Below are 15,828 nucleotides of genomic sequence, written 5' to 3'. Positions count from 1 at the left end.
CAAAAATTTTTGGGAACACAAAATTAGTGTATTATATGGAGAATTCAAACTTTGGTTTGCGTTGTTTGCTATTAAACAGTTTGTAGCTTCCCAGAAAGCTTCTCGCACCCCTGCAATGAGTTTTCTGGTAACCAAGAAAAGTCGTCGCACCCGTGCAACAGACTTTCTGGTGTTCCGGAAAGTTTGTTGCACCCTAGTAAATAAGTTTCCGGAAAGCAGGAAAAGTTGTTGCACCCTAGCATGAAGTTTTCCCGGAAAATATCTGTCTATTCTTAAAATAAAAAGAACCGGCAGAAAACTACCGGTTTATGTAAGATTATTTCAAATAATGCCTGATTCGATCAACCATATGCCCCAGATCAAAGGGTTTGGCGATAAACTCGTTTGCTCCGGCATCGAGTGCCGATTGCTCCAGTCCGCGACTCGCCGACATGATCAGTACAGGAATATCCTGAAAGTTTTCGTGCGCTTTGATGAGTTTGCAGAAATCTCTGCCGTCTTCACCGGAAAGCCACATATCCATTAATATAACATCAGGTTTCATATTGGGGTCCAGTGCACTATACATTTCTGAACCTTTATAAAATTTGGCAACTTCAAATCCCTCAAAATCCAACATCATTTCAATAGAATCAACAATCGCGGGACTGTCATCCACTACCATAATTTTTGCAGCATTAGACATGGTAAACTAATTATTTTTTATTCTTGGGGATTCTGAAGCAAAAATCAGACCCTTCTCCTTCTACAGACGTAACAAAAATTTTTCCGCCTGTTCTTTTTATGATTTCGGACGAGATGTACAAGCCCAGACCGAGCCCCGGAAAAGTATAGTCTCTGGATGCACTGATGCGGTAATACTGATCAAAAACTTTTGATTGCTGATCTTCCGGAATTCCAATGCCAAAATCTTTTACATTGAACCGGGCGTCATTCCCATCCAGACAGGTAGAAATATGTACCTGATCTGCTTCCGGTGAATATTTGATCGCATTGCTGATAAGATTGGCCATCACCTGCGAGATCCTGTGACGGTCTGCAAAAACTTCACCTACCTTATTGATTCTGCTTACAAAAAGTTTGTGCCTCGCCGTCATCTGCTGCTCTTCAACCACTTCATCTACCAGCTTATCAAAATCAAAGTACGATTCATTCAGCTGAATCTGGCCTTTCTGTATTTTGGTAACATCCAGCAGCTCGCTGATAAGACCTGTAAGAAGATCAATCTGGTAATCCATTCTTCTGGCAACTTCTGCATTTTTGGGATCACTTGCTTTCTCAAGATTTGTTTTGATGAACTGTGTATATAATTTAAGGCTGGTAAGCGGTGTTTTTAATTCATGGCTGGCAATTCCAAGGAAATTATCTTTTTGTGCTTCAAGCTGCTTGAATTCGTCGATATCGGTAAAAGTTCCTGTCCATTGTTTCACTTCTCCGTTTTCTGAAAAATTTGGTATGGCTCTTCCGAGAAACCAGCGATAATTTCCTTTGTGATGAGGATCTTCAAGCTCATATTCCATCACAAAAGGATTGTTTGTTCTGATACATTCATTCCACATGCTGTTAACGTTTTCGACAGCTTCCGGCCGCATCATCTTTTTAATAATTTCAGTTTGATTCTCACCTGCCGTTGTGCCTGTGTATTTGTACCAACTGTCATTCATATAGGTAATTTCTCCTTTATCATCACAAGTCCAGACAAACTGAGGCATTGAATTTGCGAGGTCACGAAATTTCTTTTCTCTTTCCTGAATTTCTTTCCTGGCGATCACAAGATCTGTAACGTCCACAGCCATATTGAGGATAGCATATACCTGACCATCAGAATTTTTAAGGGGTTTGTATGAAAAATTATAGTAGAAGGTCTGAAGCTTTCCGTCTACAACAAGATCTGCTCTATCTTCTTTTGCAGCATAAGTTTCACCGGTTTTAAAAATATTTTTAAGGATACCTATAAACGGCTGTCCCTCCAGCTCAGGAAGCGCATCTTCAAGTTTCATATTGATTACTGAAGCATTTTTACCCCATGTTTTCAGCATCTTTTCATTGGCAAATTCTATATAAAGGTCTTCTGTACGGTATATTGCAATAGAGTAGTCTGATTTTTTAATAAGATCTTCAAAACGGTATTCACTGTCTTTCCATCTTTTTTCTGAAACGATCTGATCCGTAACTTCAGTGGCCACAATACTTATTCCGATGATCTTTTTATCATCATTGTAAACAGGAGCATAAATAAAATTAAAGAAATGCTCTTCATAGTTGCCATATTTTTCAAGAAATACAGGCCATTTATTTCCTTTAAAAATTTCTCCGTCTTGATAAACCTTTTTAAAAATATCTAAAAAGCCCTGAGAAGTTATTTCAGGAATCACCTCAAACAGAGGCTTTCCGATAATGGAAGCATCCCTTCCCCAAAGTTCAAGCATTTGCGGATTGGCACTGTGAATGCGGTAATCATCACCAATAAGCAAAGAAACGGCTACAGGCGCCTGGCTAAAAAGAGTGATAAGAGAATCGTGGGAAATGTTTTGCTCTAAAAAGCTTTTCATTCTTTATTGTTTTATCATGTAAAAATAATTCATATTCCGAACAGAATAAAATTAAATAATACCACACAAACGGTATTTTCAATTAAATATACGACTTTTCATTTCGAAAAAAATTATGCTGAAGATTGTAACAATTAAAGTAAATTTGGCACTAATTGACAAAAACAATTTCTACTTTATGAAAAAGCGACTTCTTTCTGTTGCTGCAGCAGCTTTCTTCGGAATGGCACTGAATGCGCAACAAATTAAATTTGAAGAGTATGACTTACCAAACGGTCTTCACGTAATCCTTCATCAGGATAATTCAGCACCGGTTGTAACGACAGGGGTAATGTACCACGTTGGTGCGAAGGATGAGGTAAAGGGCAGAACCGGTTTCGCCCACTTCTTCGAACACCTTTTATTTGAAGGGACACCGAACATTAAAAGAGGTGACTGGTTTAAGATAGTTTCTTCAAACGGAGGACAAAATAATGCCAACACTACAAACGACAGAACGTATTATTATGAAACTTTCCCTTCTAATAATGAGCAGCTGGGACTTTGGATGGAAGCTGAAAGAATGCGTCATGCAGTAATCAATCAAGTTGGGGTTGATACTCAGAGAGAGGTTGTAAAAGAGGAGAAAAGATTAAGAATGGACAACCAGCCTTACGGAAATCTTTTTACTACTATTCAAAAGAATTTATTCACGAATCACCCGTACAACTGGCCTACGATCGGTTCTATGGAAGATCTGAACTCTGCAAAATTAGAAGAGTTCCAGGCTTTTTATAAAAAATATTACGTTCCGAACAACGCTACATTAGTGGTAGCAGGAGACATCAAGCCTGAGCAGACTAAGAAATGGATTCAGGAATATTACGGAGGAATTCCAAAAGGAACAGTGTATCCTAAAAATTTCCCGAAAGATGCTCCTATCACTCAGGAAAAAGAAGTAACGGCAACAGATCCGAACATTCAGCTTCCTGCTTATGTTTTTGCGTACAGAACTCCGGGTAACAAGGAGAAAGACGCTTATATTCTTGATATGCTTTCTTCTTACCTGAGCAACGGAAAATCATCTGTTTTATACAAAAAATTAGTAGATCAGGAGAAAAAAGCATTGCAGGTAGCAGCTTTCAACCAAGGTCTTGAAGATTACGGAATTTTTGCATTCTTCGCTATTCCGATGGGACAGACTACAAAAGCAACTTTACAGGCTGATATCGATGCTGAGATCAAGAAACTTCAGACTACTCTGATTTCTGAAGAAGATTATCAGAAACTTCAAAACCAGTTTGAAAACCAGTTTGTAAACTCGAACTCAAGCATCCAGGGAATCGCCGCATCATTGGCAACTAACCACGTGTTGATGGGTAATACAAATCTTATTAACAAGGAAATCGACATTTACAGATCTATCACAAGACAGGATCTTCAGAATGCTGCTAAAAAGTATCTTAATTCCAACCAAAGAATAATCATCAATTACGTACCTGAAAAAAAGTAAATAGCTGATCTTAGGTTATCATATTGATTATTAAAATTAAATTTTTACAAATGAAAAAGCAATTAACATATATAGCTGCAGCGTTTTTATTCGCAGGAACGATTTCAGCACAGAAAATTGACCTTAATGCAATGCCGAAACCGGGACCTACTCCGGCTATCAACATTGCAAAGCCAAAAACTTTCCAACTGAGCAACGGCCTTACCGTAATGGTTGTAGAAAACAACAAACTGCCAAGAGTAAGTGCAAACCTTACCATGGACAGACCTCCTTACTATGAAGGTCCTGTAGCAGGGGTAAGCGAAATCATGGCAGAACAGTTTGAAAACGGAACGACCAATATGAGCAAAGATGAATTCAACAAAAAAGTGGATTATCTTGGGGCTAATCTTGGATTCTCTTCAAACGGAGCTTCGGCAAATACCCTTTCGAAATATTTCCCACAGGTTTTAAATTTAATGGCTGATGCTATCATCAACCCTAAATTTTCCGCTAAAGAAATTGAAGATTCCAAGGAAAGAGCAATCGAAGGTTTAAAGTCTGAAGAAAAAAATGCATCTGCTATCGCATCAAGAGTTTCAAACGCTTTGATGTATGGTAAAAATACGTCAAGAGGAGAATTTGAAACCGTTGAATCTATCAGCAAAATCCAATTAGCTGATGTTCAAAATACATATAAAAAATACTACGCTCCTGACAATGCTTATCTGGTAATCGTAGGAGATGTAAAATTCGATAAGGTAAAACCTATGATCGAAAAAGCGTTCGGCGGATGGAAAAAAGCCAACACACCGATTACTCCTCTTGAGCCTGCTAATAATGTAGCTGCTACAGAAATTGACGTGGTAGACGTGCCTTCAGCTGTACAATCTGTTGTTTCCGTAAACAACCTGAATACTTTGAAAATGAAGGATCCGAACTACTTCCCTGCAACTATTGCCAACTACATCCTTGGAGGTGGTGGTGAAGCCAGACTTTTCATGAATCTTCGTGAGAAAAACGGATTTACATACGGTGCTTATTCCAGCATGGTAGCAAGCAAATATTCTCCGCAGTTCTCTGCAAGTGCAAGCGTAAGAAATGAGGTAACGGATAAAGCGGTTAAAGAATTTATGAACGAGCTTAATTCCATTTCTACCGTAAAACCTGAAGAGCTGGAAAATGCTAAAGCTAAACTGAAAGGATCTTTCATTATGTCTCTTGAGCAGCCTGCTACGATTGCAAGATTTGCATTAAATCAGAAAGTTCAGGATCTTCCGGATGATTTCTATACCAACTATCTTAAATCGATCGATAAAGTAACAGCCGCTGATGTTTCAAGTGCTGTAAGCTCTACCATTTATCCTACCAAGAGCAGAATTTTCATCGCCGGTAAAGCGTCTGACATTTCTGAAGGATTGGAAAAACTGGGTTATCCTGTAAAATATTACGATAAAGATGCAAATCCGGTAGCAAAACCGACTGCTCAGAAAGTAGACGCCAGCGTAACGGTAGCTTCTATCGCAGATAAATACATCAATGCCATCGGAGGAAAAGCCAATGTTGACAAGATCTCTTCTTACACAATGACAGCTTCAATGTCAATGCAGGGTCAGAATATCGATTTTAAAATCATAAAAGCTCAGGGTGGAAAGGAATTAACTACCGTTACCGCTATGGGACAAGTGGTTCAGAAGCAGGTATTTGATGGAAAAACAGGATATTCTGAGCAAATGGGGCAAAAAGTACCTATGAAAGCAGATGAGATTGCCGATAAACAAAAAAATACACAGCTTTTTGAAGAATTAGATTTTGCCAAGTCACCAGAATATAAACTTGCAGGAATTGAAAAAGTAGGTGGTGAAGATTCTTATGTGATAAAAGGAGGAGATACGACTTACTATTACAGCGTAAAAACAGGATTGAAAACCGGAGAAACAGAAACAATTAAGGCTCAGGGACAGGAAATGACGGTTCCTACCGTATATTCAGATTATAAAGATGTGGCAGGTGTGAAAATGCCTTACACCATCTCTGTAAACCAAATGGGAATGGATATGACCATGAAAGTGAAATCTTATGAAGTAAATCAGGCTAAAGATGCCGATTTTAAATAAGACTTTGTTACTTTATAAAGAAAACGGCAACAAAAGTTGTCGTTTTTTATTTTTATCAAATATTTGATGATGTCTTTCTTTGCCGTTCGGTAAAAAAAGATTAAATTTGCCCATTCAAAAAGATATCAAATTAATGGATTCTATATTTATACTATTGATGGTTCTTATTATGATCGCCAGTATCCTTCTGGTAATCATCGTTATGGCTCAAAATCCAAAAGGAGGAGGTCTTTCCAGTACATTCGGAGGTGCATCTTCTGCTCAGTTTGGGGTACAGAGAACCAATGACTTCATGGAAAAAGCAACATGGACTTTAGGGGGAACAATTATCGTTCTTATTCTTTTGAGTGTTGTTATTACAGGTAAACCTTCTGCGGCACCAGTACCGGTTCCTGCATCTAAAGAAGCACCGGCTAAGCAATCTGCTGCACCTGCGAATACCACAGTGCCTGCAACTACACCGGTTCAGACTCCTGCTCCGACAAAATAAGCAAATAATATTTTTACATAATGAAAAGCAGCTCAACATTGAGTTGCTTTTTTATTTTATCTATTCGTAAATGATGATTTGAATTTTATTGTTGTTTTCTGAATGAATTCCAGTATTCGTCCTGCGCATCGCCGAAAAGACATTCAATAAAAGAATCCAGGGACATTTTGTATAAAGTATCGGGATCTATTTTTTGAAAATCTGTTTTAAAAAAGCCCAGATCAAGATGTATGTTTTCCCGGTCGATTAATAAAACATTCTCAGGAGAATAAAAAGGATAATTAATAATATCCGAATTCGTAGTAATAAGTTTCCTTCCCGAAGCTAAAACCTCAAAAGTCCTGATCGTAAGTCCGTTTTGAAAGGGCTTGTTGATATCAATCACAGACTTTGCCTTTCTGTAAAAATCAATAATCTGCTGATGATTCAGTTTCTCGAAACTTACCTTAGCAAGATCAAACTGCTTCAGGTTTTTATCAATGATCTTTTTCAATCTGAAAGCTATTTTACCCATCGCATAATAATAAAAATAAGACCTCAGCATAAGCTTATCTGCAACAGCACGGATCTTCTCCCCCACGATATAGCGATCTGTATGGGCACTTCCGATAAATACCATATCGTAGAACTGTGGTTCAGAATTCTTATTCAGACTTTTATACTCATCAAGATAAAACAAAGGCCGGAAGCCCATATTATAAGTAAGTGAATCACTATATTCAAACGTAAACTTTTTATCAAAATATTTAAGATGATCTACCAGGCAGGGATATTCCGTCAGAGGATCAAAATTGTAATAGATCATCACTATTTCCGGATTAGTTTCTCTGATATTTTCCAGAAAAAAAGAAGGAGTAGCCTCACCTTTGATCAGGAAAAAATAATCATATTTTTTATTCCCGATTTCTTGTAAAATACGTTTGTAGTAAGTATTTATTTTAAAATGATAAAACTTTTTATTGAGGCGCACGATACCTTTTGAAAGATTGGAGTTGGAAGGCCTTTCATCATAAAAATCAACCTCAGCACCGAGATCAGAAAGTCTTTTTGCTATGGCTTTTTCATAATTAAAAAAACTTACTGATAAGAAAAGTATTTTTTTACCATTTAAATCGATCATTTTAAAAGTCCTTTTACTTTCATTTCATCCAGAGATTCTTTGAACTTCACATCCTGAATATTCTGCTGTAGTACCCAATTGGTAAATTTTGACATTCCTTCTTCAAAAGATATCCTCGGTCTGAAGTTCAGTTTTGATTTAATCTTACTGATATCCGCGAAATTATGCCTGATATCTCCCAGACGAAACTGCCCTGAGACATTGATCTCAAAATCTATATTATAAAACTTTTTCAGATTTTCTGCTACCGTTGTTACCGATGTTGAAACCCCTGTTCCTACATTGAAAATTTCTCCGTTTGCAGCATCACTTTCAATACACTTCACCGTAGCTTCCACCGCATCATCGACGTGAATAAAATCCCTGGATTCATTTCCGTCCTCGAAAACATTGATGTCATTTCCATTGAGAATCTGTGAGGAAAAAATTGACAAAATACCAGTGTAAGGATTCAACAGCGACTGTCCCTCGCCGTACACATTCTGAAATCTCACAGCAACCGGTGCAACGCCCATCGAAGAGCAGGCCGTCATTACCATTTGCTCCTGTGCATATTTTGTAATTCCGTAGATTGACGTAGGGTGTATTTTTGATTCTTCATCGGTCGGCAAAGCACGAAGCATCTGCCCGTCGGGATAAATGATCTCGAAAATACCATTGCGCATTTCTTCTACATTTCTTGGTTTAGGATAAATAAGTCCCAATTCCGGATGAAGATATTTCCCTTCACCATACACAGCCCGGGAAGAGGCAATCACCACTTTTTTCACGCTGTGCGGCTTATTTACGAGAAGATCAAGCATCATCGCCGTTCCGGAAACATTCACTTCTGTGTACTTTTCGATCTGGTACATCGATTGTCCCGTTCCCGTTTCGGCAGCAAGATGTACGATCACTTCCTGTCCTTCAATTGCTTTTTCCCAGTCCTGGAAATTGACAACATCACCTTTGATAAAATTTACCTTACCTAAAATACTTCTGTACAAGGGAGAGTCTTCTTCAGGATTGTCGCCGTGAATCTGGCAGGAGAGATTGTCCATGACCGTCACCTCATATCCTTTTCTTTTCAGTTCCAAAGACAATTTACTGCCGATAAACCCGGCTCCTCCCGTGATAAGTATTTTCATTTGATTTGTGGAAAATTATTTTTTTGTTGTGTACAAATTATGACAAAAAGTTCGGAAAAGCAAAAGTAAATATTTTGCTTTGTAAAAAAGCCTGAATGAAATATATTGGGATAAATTTATTCTTCCGGCATCATACATTTCTTTGAGATTTTTTTTAAATCCTTTAGCCATTTCAGGAAGGTTGGAAGAAAGGCCTGATACTCCGAAGCTTCTTTTGCCCTGTCCCATTATAATAAGACTTTCGTTGAGAATATACATCTTATTTTGCAGTGAGACTTTCATCCAATAATTTACATCTTCTGCATAACGCTGGTTATTATCGAAGTACCCAGTGTTCTCAATTACTTTCCTTCTGAACATTACTGTGGAAGGCTGAGCCTCATTTCTGATCAACAGCTTGGAAAAGGTAATTTCTGCAAGACCGTTTTTTATGTTATAAGGATAAAGAATTTTGTTATTATTTCTTGCTGTTGCCAGAAAGTCGATCTGTAGATTTCTGTTTTCAAAATACTGCATTTGCCGCTCGATCTTTTCCGGAGACCATTCATCATCAGCGTCAAGAAGAGCGATAAACTCTCCCTTTGCAATCTTCATCCCTGCATTTCTGGCAGCTGAAACGCCACCGTTATCCTGATTGATAATTTTTATATTAAGTCCAGAGTATGTATCCCTGTAGTTTTCCGCCAATGCTTTACTATTATCCGTTGAACCGTCATTAATGATGATAATCTCAAACTGCTTCAGATCGTAATCCTGATTTCTCACAGAATCCAAAGCTTTGATTATCGTATTTTCGGCATTAAACATGGGTATTATTACAGAGATCATATCAGAAGGCATCAGGATTTTTCTTCATTATAAGGCAGCCTGTTTACAATCGATCTTCCCAGAGATATTTCGTCGGCATATTCAAGTTCATCTCCTACGGAAATTCCTCTCGCTATGCTGGAAAAGCTGATATCAAAGTTTTTAAATTTCTTGTAAATATAATACGCCGTTGTATCCCCTTCCATTGTAGCACTTAGGGCAAAGATGAATTCCTTCACTCTGCCGTCATTAATTTTCTTTTCAATACTTGGGATATTGAGTTGGGCAGGACCAATACCTTCCATCGGGGAAATTTTCCCACCTAAGATCAGGTATTTTCCGGTATATTTTCCGGTATTTTCGATGGCGATCACGTCACGGACATCTTCTACGATACAGATCAGTTCATCATGTCTTTTCGGATTACTGCAGATCTCGCAGACCTCAAAGTCTGAAAAATTATGACATTCTTTACAGTATTTAATATCATTCACGAGGCTGATCAGGGAATTTCCAAGGCTCACAGCTCTGGAGGCCGGCTGCTTTAATAAATGCAATGCCAAACGCAACGCCGTTTTTCTTCCTATTCCCGGCAATCCGGAAATTTCATCTACCGCTTTTGCCAAAACTTTACTTGGGTAATCCATAACACAAAAATAAACAAAAAGATGCGGATTCAGAATATTTTTAAGAAGCTCCCAGAAGTTGAGATACCGATCGGAATATCTTTTCCGGAAAGTTTGTCGCACGGGTGTGAGAGACTTTCCTGGCTCCGGGAAAAGTTGTTACTAGGGTGCATGAAGCTTTCCCGGTCACCGGAAAGCTTGTTGCAAGGGTGCAGGAGACTTTCCCGCTATCGGGAAAACTTGTTGCGGGGGTGCAAGGAACTTTCTCTGTGTTGAAATAATTTAATTCTTAAATGTTCATAAAAACCTTACTTTTAGCTCAAATTGAAGTTAAGGTACCCTGTATTTTAAAACAAATAATATTATCTTTGAACCACTAAATATTAACTTGAAAAAATAAACTAAAATGGTACTTAACAATTTAAATTATCCTCTGGATTTTAAATTTAAGATTACAACATTAGCCAGTGATTTCAACATCACGGATAAAAACGGCAACTATGTGGCGTATGTGCGTCAGAAAATGTTTAAGCTGAAAGAAGACGTTATTGTCTTTAACGATGAAAGCAAATCCAAAGAACTTTTCAGAATCAAAGCCAACCAGTGGATCGATTTCAACGCTTCTTATTCTTTAACTGAAGTTGCTACGGGCAGAAATTTTGGAAGAATGGCCAGAAAAGGCATGCGTTCGATCTGGAAGGCCAGCTACGACATTCTGGATGCCAACGATCAGCCCAAATTCAAAATTCAGGAAGACAATGCCTGGGTACGTTTTTTTGACGGAATGGTCGGCGAGATTCCACTTATCGGGATGTTTACCGGATATTTCCTGAATCCTTCCTACACGGTGACCGGATTAGATGGAAAGGCCTATTTTAAACTAAAAAAAATGCCGTCATTCTTCGGAAGAAGATTCCAGCTTGACCGCCTCATCGATATTGATGATGAAGAGGAGAGCCTTGTAATCCTTTCGCTACTAATGATGACTCTGCTTGAAAGAGCAAGAGGATAACCCTTTAACAAACCATAACCCATGAGATACCTTATCATTTTCTTTTCTGCTTTTCTGCTGGTTGCCTGCAAAAAGGAACAACAGACCGCTCAGACTTCTGCTCCGGCAGATTCTGCTAAAATCGTTCAGGATACTGTAACAGCAACTGATATTCCTTCAGGAAAAATTGCCGTTGATACATTTCCCTTTCCGACAGAAATCAAGGAATGTTCGTGCTATTTTGCCAAAACTAAAGCAGACTTCCTTGCTGAGAAATATATTTATGCTGACGATGCGGGTAAAACTGCTTACATGAAACTCGACGGAAAAAGAATGGCTTTAAACCTGATTTCTTCCAGTGATATGGAAGCCGATGAAGAGCTGAGCAAAGAAATAGAAAATGATAATTATAAAATTTCCGTAAAAGGTAAAAAAATAAAAGGTGAAGAAGCCCTGTTGTTTGAAGGCACTTTAACGATCGAAAAGCCCGACGGAAGTATCGTAAAAATGCCAATCTACGGCGAATGTGGTTGTTAAACAGTTACTGGCTACTGCCAAAATTACTGCTTCCTGATTATCGGAAGCATTTTTTATTTTGTAATTTTGAGAAAAATAAATTTCAATGGAACTATCGAATATAGAACCGCAGATTATCTGGAAGAATTTTTCCAGACTTAATGCTGTTCCTAGACCGTCAAAAAAAGAAGAAAAAGTAATCGCATTCATTAAAGAATTCGGTGAAAATTTAGGATTGGAAACTACGGTTGATGAAGTAGGTAATGTTATCATCAAAAAACCGGCAACCCCTGGAATGGAAAACCGTAAATCGGTGGTGCTCCAGTCGCATCTTGATATGGTTTGCCAAAAGAACAACGATGTCAATTTCGATTTTGAAACGGAAGGCATCAAAATGGAAGTGGATGGTGATTGGGTAAAAGCGAAAGGCACAACCCTGGGAGCTGACAACGGTTTGGGAGTGGCTACAATCATGTCAATTTTAGAAAGCACCGATATTCCGCATCCTGATCTGGAAGCACTTTTCACCATCGATGAAGAAACCGGAATGACAGGTGCGTTAGGTTTAAAACCCGGACAGCTTACCGGACAGATCCTTCTTAATCTCGACACGGAAGAGGATGATGAAATCGATATCGGCTGTGCCGGCGGGATTGATGTAACCATTTCGCAGGATTATAATACGGAAGTGGCGAAAGGACAGATCATCAGGATCGAAGTTAAAGGCCTGCAGGGCGGTCATTCGGGAATGGATATCCATAAAGGCTTCGGAAATGCCAATGTGATTCTGGGCAGAATACTTTATAAAGGTTTGGAAAAGGAAAATATTCAGTTGATTTCTATCGATGGTGGCGGATTGAGAAATGCCATTCCAAGAGAAGGAGTTGCTGTAGTTTCTGTACGAAACGCTCAGGAATTCATTGACGAGGTAACAAACGGACTTAAAAAAGATATCCTGGAAGAGTTTGCAACAATAGAACCTAATCTTCATATCAATATTGAAAGTTCTACCACTTCAGAGAAAGCACTTTCCGAAGAAGATTCGAGAAAAATCATTCTTACCTTGAAATCTCTTCACAATGGTGTTTACAGAATGAGTCCTGATGTAAAAGATCTTGTGGAATCTTCCAATAATGTTGCAAGAGTAGAATTAAAAGAGGGGGAATTAAAAATTTTAAATCTTTCAAGATCGTCTGTAGAATCGTCAAAAGATTCTGTAGCAGAGCAATTAAAATCTGTAGCAGAATTGGCAGGAATGAAAACAGTTTTCAGTGGTTCTTACCCTGGCTGGAAACCGAAACCCGGTTCTGAAATTGTAAAGCTGATGGAAAATCTTTATACCGAGAAATTTGGTGATAGCCCCCATGTAGTAGCCTGCCACGCCGGTCTGGAATGCGGAATTATCGGAGCAAACTATCCGGAAATGGAAATGGTTAGCTTTGGACCAACAATCCGTGGTGCCCACTCACCGGATGAAAAGGCCAATATTCCTTCTACCCAAAAGTTCTGGAGCTTTACGAAGGATATTTTAGCGAATATTCCTTCAAAATAGGATTATAAAATAAATTATATGAGTATCCAAAATCGTTTTGATTTTGGATATTTTTTGTTTTTGAATCTTTGCACATTGTTATATAAAATTATAAATTTGAATAAATAATACCAGTTATGAATACACAGACTCTCAATGAAAAACTTGAATTAATTCAATGGTTATCCACATTGGAGGATGCTTCTATCATTAAAAAACTGATTCAATTCAGGAAAGAGGAAACCAAAGACTGGTGGAATTCAATTTCTGAAGAAGAAAAAAAATCGATTGAAAAGGGAATATCACAAGCGGATAATGAAGAACTAAAGCCACATTCCGAAGCCAGACGGTTATATGGAAAGTGGTTATAAAATTTTTTGGTCAAAATAATTTTACAGATAAAGAGATCAGAAAACTTGTTCATAAAATTGAAAATTCAATAGAAATTATATCTCAAAATCCTTTTATATTTCCTGTATCCGAAAGCAAAGATGTTCACAAGGCAATTATTCTGCAATTTAACACTATGTATTATCGTGTAAATGATAGCAATGTGGAAATTTTATCTTTCTTTTCAAACAGACAATCCCCTCAAAAAAGAAAAATTTAATTCTAATTTAATCGTGAAAAGCATCACCGTATTCTGCGGATCAAGTTTCGGTTCGGAAGACATTTATAAAGAACAGGCAATACTGCTTGGTCAAACATTGGCAAAAAATAATATACAATTGATTTATGGCGGCGCAGACGTTGGTTTAATGGGAGCTGTAGCAGATGAAGCCTTACATGCAGGCGGAAAAGTAATTGGTGTCCTTCCCTACTTTTTACAGTCAAAAGAGATTGCCCATAAGCAACTGACAGAATTAATTCTGGTGCAAACCATGCATGAAAGAAAAACCAAAATGAATGAGCTCTGCGATGGTGTCATCGTACTTCCGGGAGGTTATGGAACACTGGAAGAATTCTTTGAAATGATTACATGGGCTCAACTCGGGCTTCATCAAAAACCGATTGGCATTCTGAATATTGACGGATTTTATAATGATTTGATTAAACTGGTTCAAACAATGGTTGACAAAGGTTTTTTAAAGCAAATTAACCGTGATATGTTGTTGATAAGTAATGATATTGATGATCTTCTGGAGATGATGAAAAATTATGAAGCTCCGACGGTTGGGAAGTGGATTTCGAAGGATGGAGTCTAATTGATTTATAACAATTATATTTATCACATGGAAGATTACATTTATCATTACACTTCAATTGAAACTCTCGCATTAATTCTTCAAAGCAAAAAAATCAGATTTAATAGTTTGAAAAATGTTGATGATATTAATGAAACTCAATTCTCGATGAAAACGATTTAAATTTATCATCATATAAACTAGTTTCTTGTTGGACAAGCAATCAAGATGAAAATTTAGCATTTTGGAATATGTATACACCTAATATGAGAGCAGTAAGAATTAAAATTTCACGTAATTTATTTCAACTATATAGTTTTATGAGTGATGAAGTTGTAGGAATTGATGAAAATAGTTTTATTGAAAATTCCTTAGTTCCTAAAGACGAATGTTTTCATGAAAAATATTGGATATTACCATTCACAGAGCATTTTCATAAAATAGAATATACGGATGATGAAAGTTTGTTAAAAACGAAAATTTTTCGAACCGAAAACGAAAATTTCACAATTAAAATAGGTGAAATTGGGAAATATAAATCTAGAATTTGGGAATTTCAGCAAGAAGTCAGATTTACATTTTTCGTTCTTCCAACGAAAGATATCTATGGAAAAACACTTCACCCATTAAATGATTTTCAAAAAATTTTCACAAAAAAGATTCCTGTTCCAATTGAAAATTATTTTATGCCAATTAGTGATTTTGCATTCGAAAATATGGAACTAACTTTAGGACCTAAATGTACTTTTGCAGAAGAAATTATCGTTGAATCACTAGTCCAAAAATATAATCCAAAAGCAAAAATTTTAAAGAATCCATTTACGGGATTAATTAGATAGTCTACAAAACAACTCCCGAAGAAAATCTTCGGGAGTTGTTATATTTCGGATTAAAATTTAATTTTCTAAGGATAAGGAGCAATTTCCACTTCAAGTCCTTCCATTTCAGGAACAATATGCAACTGGCATCCCAGCCTGCTGTTATCCTGCACATGGAAAGCTTCTCCAAGCATGGCATCTTCTTCGGCACCCATTTCTTCAAGTCCGGGATCATTAACCACATAAACCTGACAGGAAGCGCACATGGCCATTCCTCCGCACACCCCGATGGTGCCTTCTTCTGCCAGTTCATATGAACGAATGATTTCCATTAAGTTCATAGACATATCCGTAGGGGCTACAATATCGTGGGTTACACCTTCTCTGTCGGTGATTTTTATATTTATATCGCTCATATTAGTTGATCGTTCTTTTGTTGAGGTTGATAGTGATCCATCGTTTTCAAACAACAGACCGG

At 37.5% G+C, this 15,828-nt stretch carries 16 protein-coding genes; 9 read left to right on the top strand and 7 right to left on the bottom strand.

Features of this window, described 5'->3' with window-relative positions:
• Positions 1 to 316: 316 nt before the first annotated feature.
• Both AC3WV0_RS08825 and AC3WV0_RS08820 read right to left on the bottom strand, forming a co-directional pair.
• A complete protein-coding gene (locus AC3WV0_RS08825; protein ID WP_090000402.1) occupies positions 317 to 685 on the bottom strand; it encodes a response regulator transcription factor in 369 nt (122 codons plus the stop codon).
• A gap of 10 nt (positions 686 to 695) precedes the next feature.
• The gene (locus AC3WV0_RS08820) at positions 696 to 2,552 is read right to left on the bottom strand and encodes a PAS domain-containing protein (protein ID WP_488845759.1); all 1,857 of its coding nucleotides are present in this window, start codon (positions 2,550 to 2,552) and stop codon (positions 696 to 698) included.
• Positions 2,553 to 2,730: 178 nt separating this feature from the next.
• Between AC3WV0_RS08820 and AC3WV0_RS08815 the strand changes: the two genes are divergently transcribed.
• The 3 genes from AC3WV0_RS08815 (at position 2,731) to secG (ending at position 6,630) form a co-directional block, all read left to right on the top strand.
• Complete coding sequence (locus tag AC3WV0_RS08815) at positions 2,731 to 4,044, top strand: M16 family metallopeptidase (protein ID WP_090000400.1); 1,314 nt, start codon at positions 2,731 to 2,733, stop codon at positions 4,042 to 4,044.
• Between the two features lie 50 nt (positions 4,045 to 4,094).
• Entirely contained in the window at positions 4,095 to 6,140 is a 2,046-nt protein-coding gene (locus AC3WV0_RS08810) for a M16 family metallopeptidase (RefSeq protein ID WP_488845758.1), read from the top strand.
• Positions 6,141 to 6,273: 133 nt separating this feature from the next.
• On the top strand, positions 6,274 to 6,630 hold the full coding sequence (gene secG / locus AC3WV0_RS08805; RefSeq protein WP_488845757.1) for a preprotein translocase subunit SecG: 357 nt from the start codon (positions 6,274 to 6,276) through the stop codon (positions 6,628 to 6,630).
• A gap of 85 nt (positions 6,631 to 6,715) precedes the next feature.
• On the opposite strand, the gene AC3WV0_RS08800 is transcribed toward secG, so the two are convergent.
• Genes AC3WV0_RS08800 through recR form a run of 4 tightly spaced genes read right to left on the bottom strand, consistent with a single transcriptional unit; the run spans position 6,716 to position 10,331 of the window.
• A complete protein-coding gene (locus AC3WV0_RS08800) occupies positions 6,716 to 7,750 on the bottom strand; it encodes a WaaS/CpsH family glycosyltransferase (RefSeq protein WP_488845756.1) in 1,035 nt (344 codons plus the stop codon).
• A complete protein-coding gene (locus AC3WV0_RS08795) occupies positions 7,747 to 8,877 on the bottom strand; it encodes an NAD-dependent epimerase/dehydratase family protein (RefSeq protein ID WP_488845755.1) in 1,131 nt (376 codons plus the stop codon). The genes AC3WV0_RS08800 and AC3WV0_RS08795 overlap by 4 nt, the downstream gene beginning before the upstream one ends.
• A 15-nt stretch (positions 8,878 to 8,892) precedes the next feature.
• Positions 8,893 to 9,705: a glycosyltransferase family 2 protein gene (locus AC3WV0_RS08790; RefSeq protein WP_488845796.1), complete on the bottom strand. Its 813-nt coding sequence runs from the start codon at positions 9,703 to 9,705 to the stop codon at positions 8,893 to 8,895.
• A gap of 11 nt (positions 9,706 to 9,716) precedes the next feature.
• The gene (recR, locus tag AC3WV0_RS08785) at positions 9,717 to 10,331 is read right to left on the bottom strand and encodes a recombination mediator RecR (protein ID WP_488845754.1); all 615 of its coding nucleotides are present in this window, start codon (positions 10,329 to 10,331) and stop codon (positions 9,717 to 9,719) included.
• Positions 10,332 to 10,716: 385 nt separating this feature from the next.
• On the opposite strand from recR, the gene AC3WV0_RS08780 reads away from it, so the two are divergent.
• The 6 genes from AC3WV0_RS08780 to AC3WV0_RS08755 all read left to right on the top strand — a co-directional run bounded on the left by AC3WV0_RS08780 (position 10,717) and on the right by AC3WV0_RS08755 (position 15,371).
• Positions 10,717 to 11,322, top strand: a complete 606-nt coding sequence (locus tag AC3WV0_RS08780; protein ID WP_488845753.1) for an LURP-one-related family protein — start codon at positions 10,717 to 10,719, stop codon at positions 11,320 to 11,322.
• A gap of 21 nt (positions 11,323 to 11,343) precedes the next feature.
• The gene (locus tag AC3WV0_RS08775) at positions 11,344 to 11,838 is read left to right on the top strand and encodes a hypothetical protein (protein WP_488845752.1); all 495 of its coding nucleotides are present in this window, start codon (positions 11,344 to 11,346) and stop codon (positions 11,836 to 11,838) included.
• Between the two features lie 85 nt (positions 11,839 to 11,923).
• The gene (locus AC3WV0_RS08770; RefSeq protein ID WP_488845751.1) at positions 11,924 to 13,369 is read left to right on the top strand and encodes an aminoacyl-histidine dipeptidase; all 1,446 of its coding nucleotides are present in this window, start codon (positions 11,924 to 11,926) and stop codon (positions 13,367 to 13,369) included.
• Positions 13,370 to 13,485: 116 nt separating this feature from the next.
• Positions 13,486 to 13,719 (top strand): hypothetical protein, encoded by a 234-nt coding sequence (locus AC3WV0_RS08765; RefSeq protein ID WP_488845750.1) that lies wholly within the window; start codon positions 13,486 to 13,488, stop codon positions 13,717 to 13,719.
• Between the two features lie 252 nt (positions 13,720 to 13,971).
• On the top strand, positions 13,972 to 14,553 hold the full coding sequence (locus tag AC3WV0_RS08760; RefSeq protein ID WP_488845795.1) for an LOG family protein: 582 nt from the start codon (positions 13,972 to 13,974) through the stop codon (positions 14,551 to 14,553).
• 245 nt (positions 14,554 to 14,798) lie between these two features.
• Complete coding sequence (locus AC3WV0_RS08755; protein WP_488845749.1) at positions 14,799 to 15,371, top strand: hypothetical protein; 573 nt, start codon at positions 14,799 to 14,801, stop codon at positions 15,369 to 15,371.
• Between the two features lie 65 nt (positions 15,372 to 15,436).
• On the opposite strand, the gene AC3WV0_RS08750 is transcribed toward AC3WV0_RS08755, so the two are convergent.
• Positions 15,437 to 15,766, bottom strand: a complete 330-nt coding sequence (locus tag AC3WV0_RS08750; protein WP_409792566.1) for a 2Fe-2S iron-sulfur cluster-binding family protein — start codon at positions 15,764 to 15,766, stop codon at positions 15,437 to 15,439.
• Between the last annotated feature and the right edge of the window lie 62 nt (positions 15,767 to 15,828).

The organism is Chryseobacterium sp. 27AL (genome assembly GCF_057815395.1).
This window is presented reverse-complemented; position numbering and strand designations above follow the sequence as displayed.

Coding starts and splice junctions, on each gene's coding strand:
- AC3WV0_RS08825 (WP_090000402.1), bottom strand. CDS start 685: ATGTCTAATGCTGCAAAAATTATGGTAGTGGATGACAGTCCCGCGATT.
- AC3WV0_RS08820 (WP_488845759.1), bottom strand. CDS start 2,552: ATGAAAAGCTTTTTAGAGCAAAACATTTCCCACGATTCTCTTATCACT.
- AC3WV0_RS08815 (WP_090000400.1), top strand. CDS start 2,731: ATGAAAAAGCGACTTCTTTCTGTTGCTGCAGCAGCTTTCTTCGGAATG.
- AC3WV0_RS08810 (WP_488845758.1), top strand. CDS start 4,095: ATGAAAAAGCAATTAACATATATAGCTGCAGCGTTTTTATTCGCAGGA.
- secG (WP_488845757.1), top strand. CDS start 6,274: ATGGATTCTATATTTATACTATTGATGGTTCTTATTATGATCGCCAGT.
- AC3WV0_RS08800 (WP_488845756.1), bottom strand. CDS start 7,750: ATGATCGATTTAAATGGTAAAAAAATACTTTTCTTATCAGTAAGTTTT.
- AC3WV0_RS08795 (WP_488845755.1), bottom strand. CDS start 8,877: ATGAAAATACTTATCACGGGAGGAGCCGGGTTTATCGGCAGTAAATTG.
- AC3WV0_RS08790 (WP_488845796.1), bottom strand. CDS start 9,705: ATGATCTCTGTAATAATACCCATGTTTAATGCCGAAAATACGATAATC.
- recR (WP_488845754.1), bottom strand. CDS start 10,331: ATGGATTACCCAAGTAAAGTTTTGGCAAAAGCGGTAGATGAAATTTCC.
- AC3WV0_RS08780 (WP_488845753.1), top strand. CDS start 10,717: ATGGTACTTAACAATTTAAATTATCCTCTGGATTTTAAATTTAAGATT.
- AC3WV0_RS08775 (WP_488845752.1), top strand. CDS start 11,344: ATGAGATACCTTATCATTTTCTTTTCTGCTTTTCTGCTGGTTGCCTGC.
- AC3WV0_RS08770 (WP_488845751.1), top strand. CDS start 11,924: ATGGAACTATCGAATATAGAACCGCAGATTATCTGGAAGAATTTTTCC.
- AC3WV0_RS08765 (WP_488845750.1), top strand. CDS start 13,486: ATGAATACACAGACTCTCAATGAAAAACTTGAATTAATTCAATGGTTA.
- AC3WV0_RS08755 (WP_488845749.1), top strand. CDS start 14,799: ATGAGAGCAGTAAGAATTAAAATTTCACGTAATTTATTTCAACTATAT.
- AC3WV0_RS08750 (WP_409792566.1), bottom strand. CDS start 15,766: ATGAGCGATATAAATATAAAAATCACCGACAGAGAAGGTGTAACCCAC.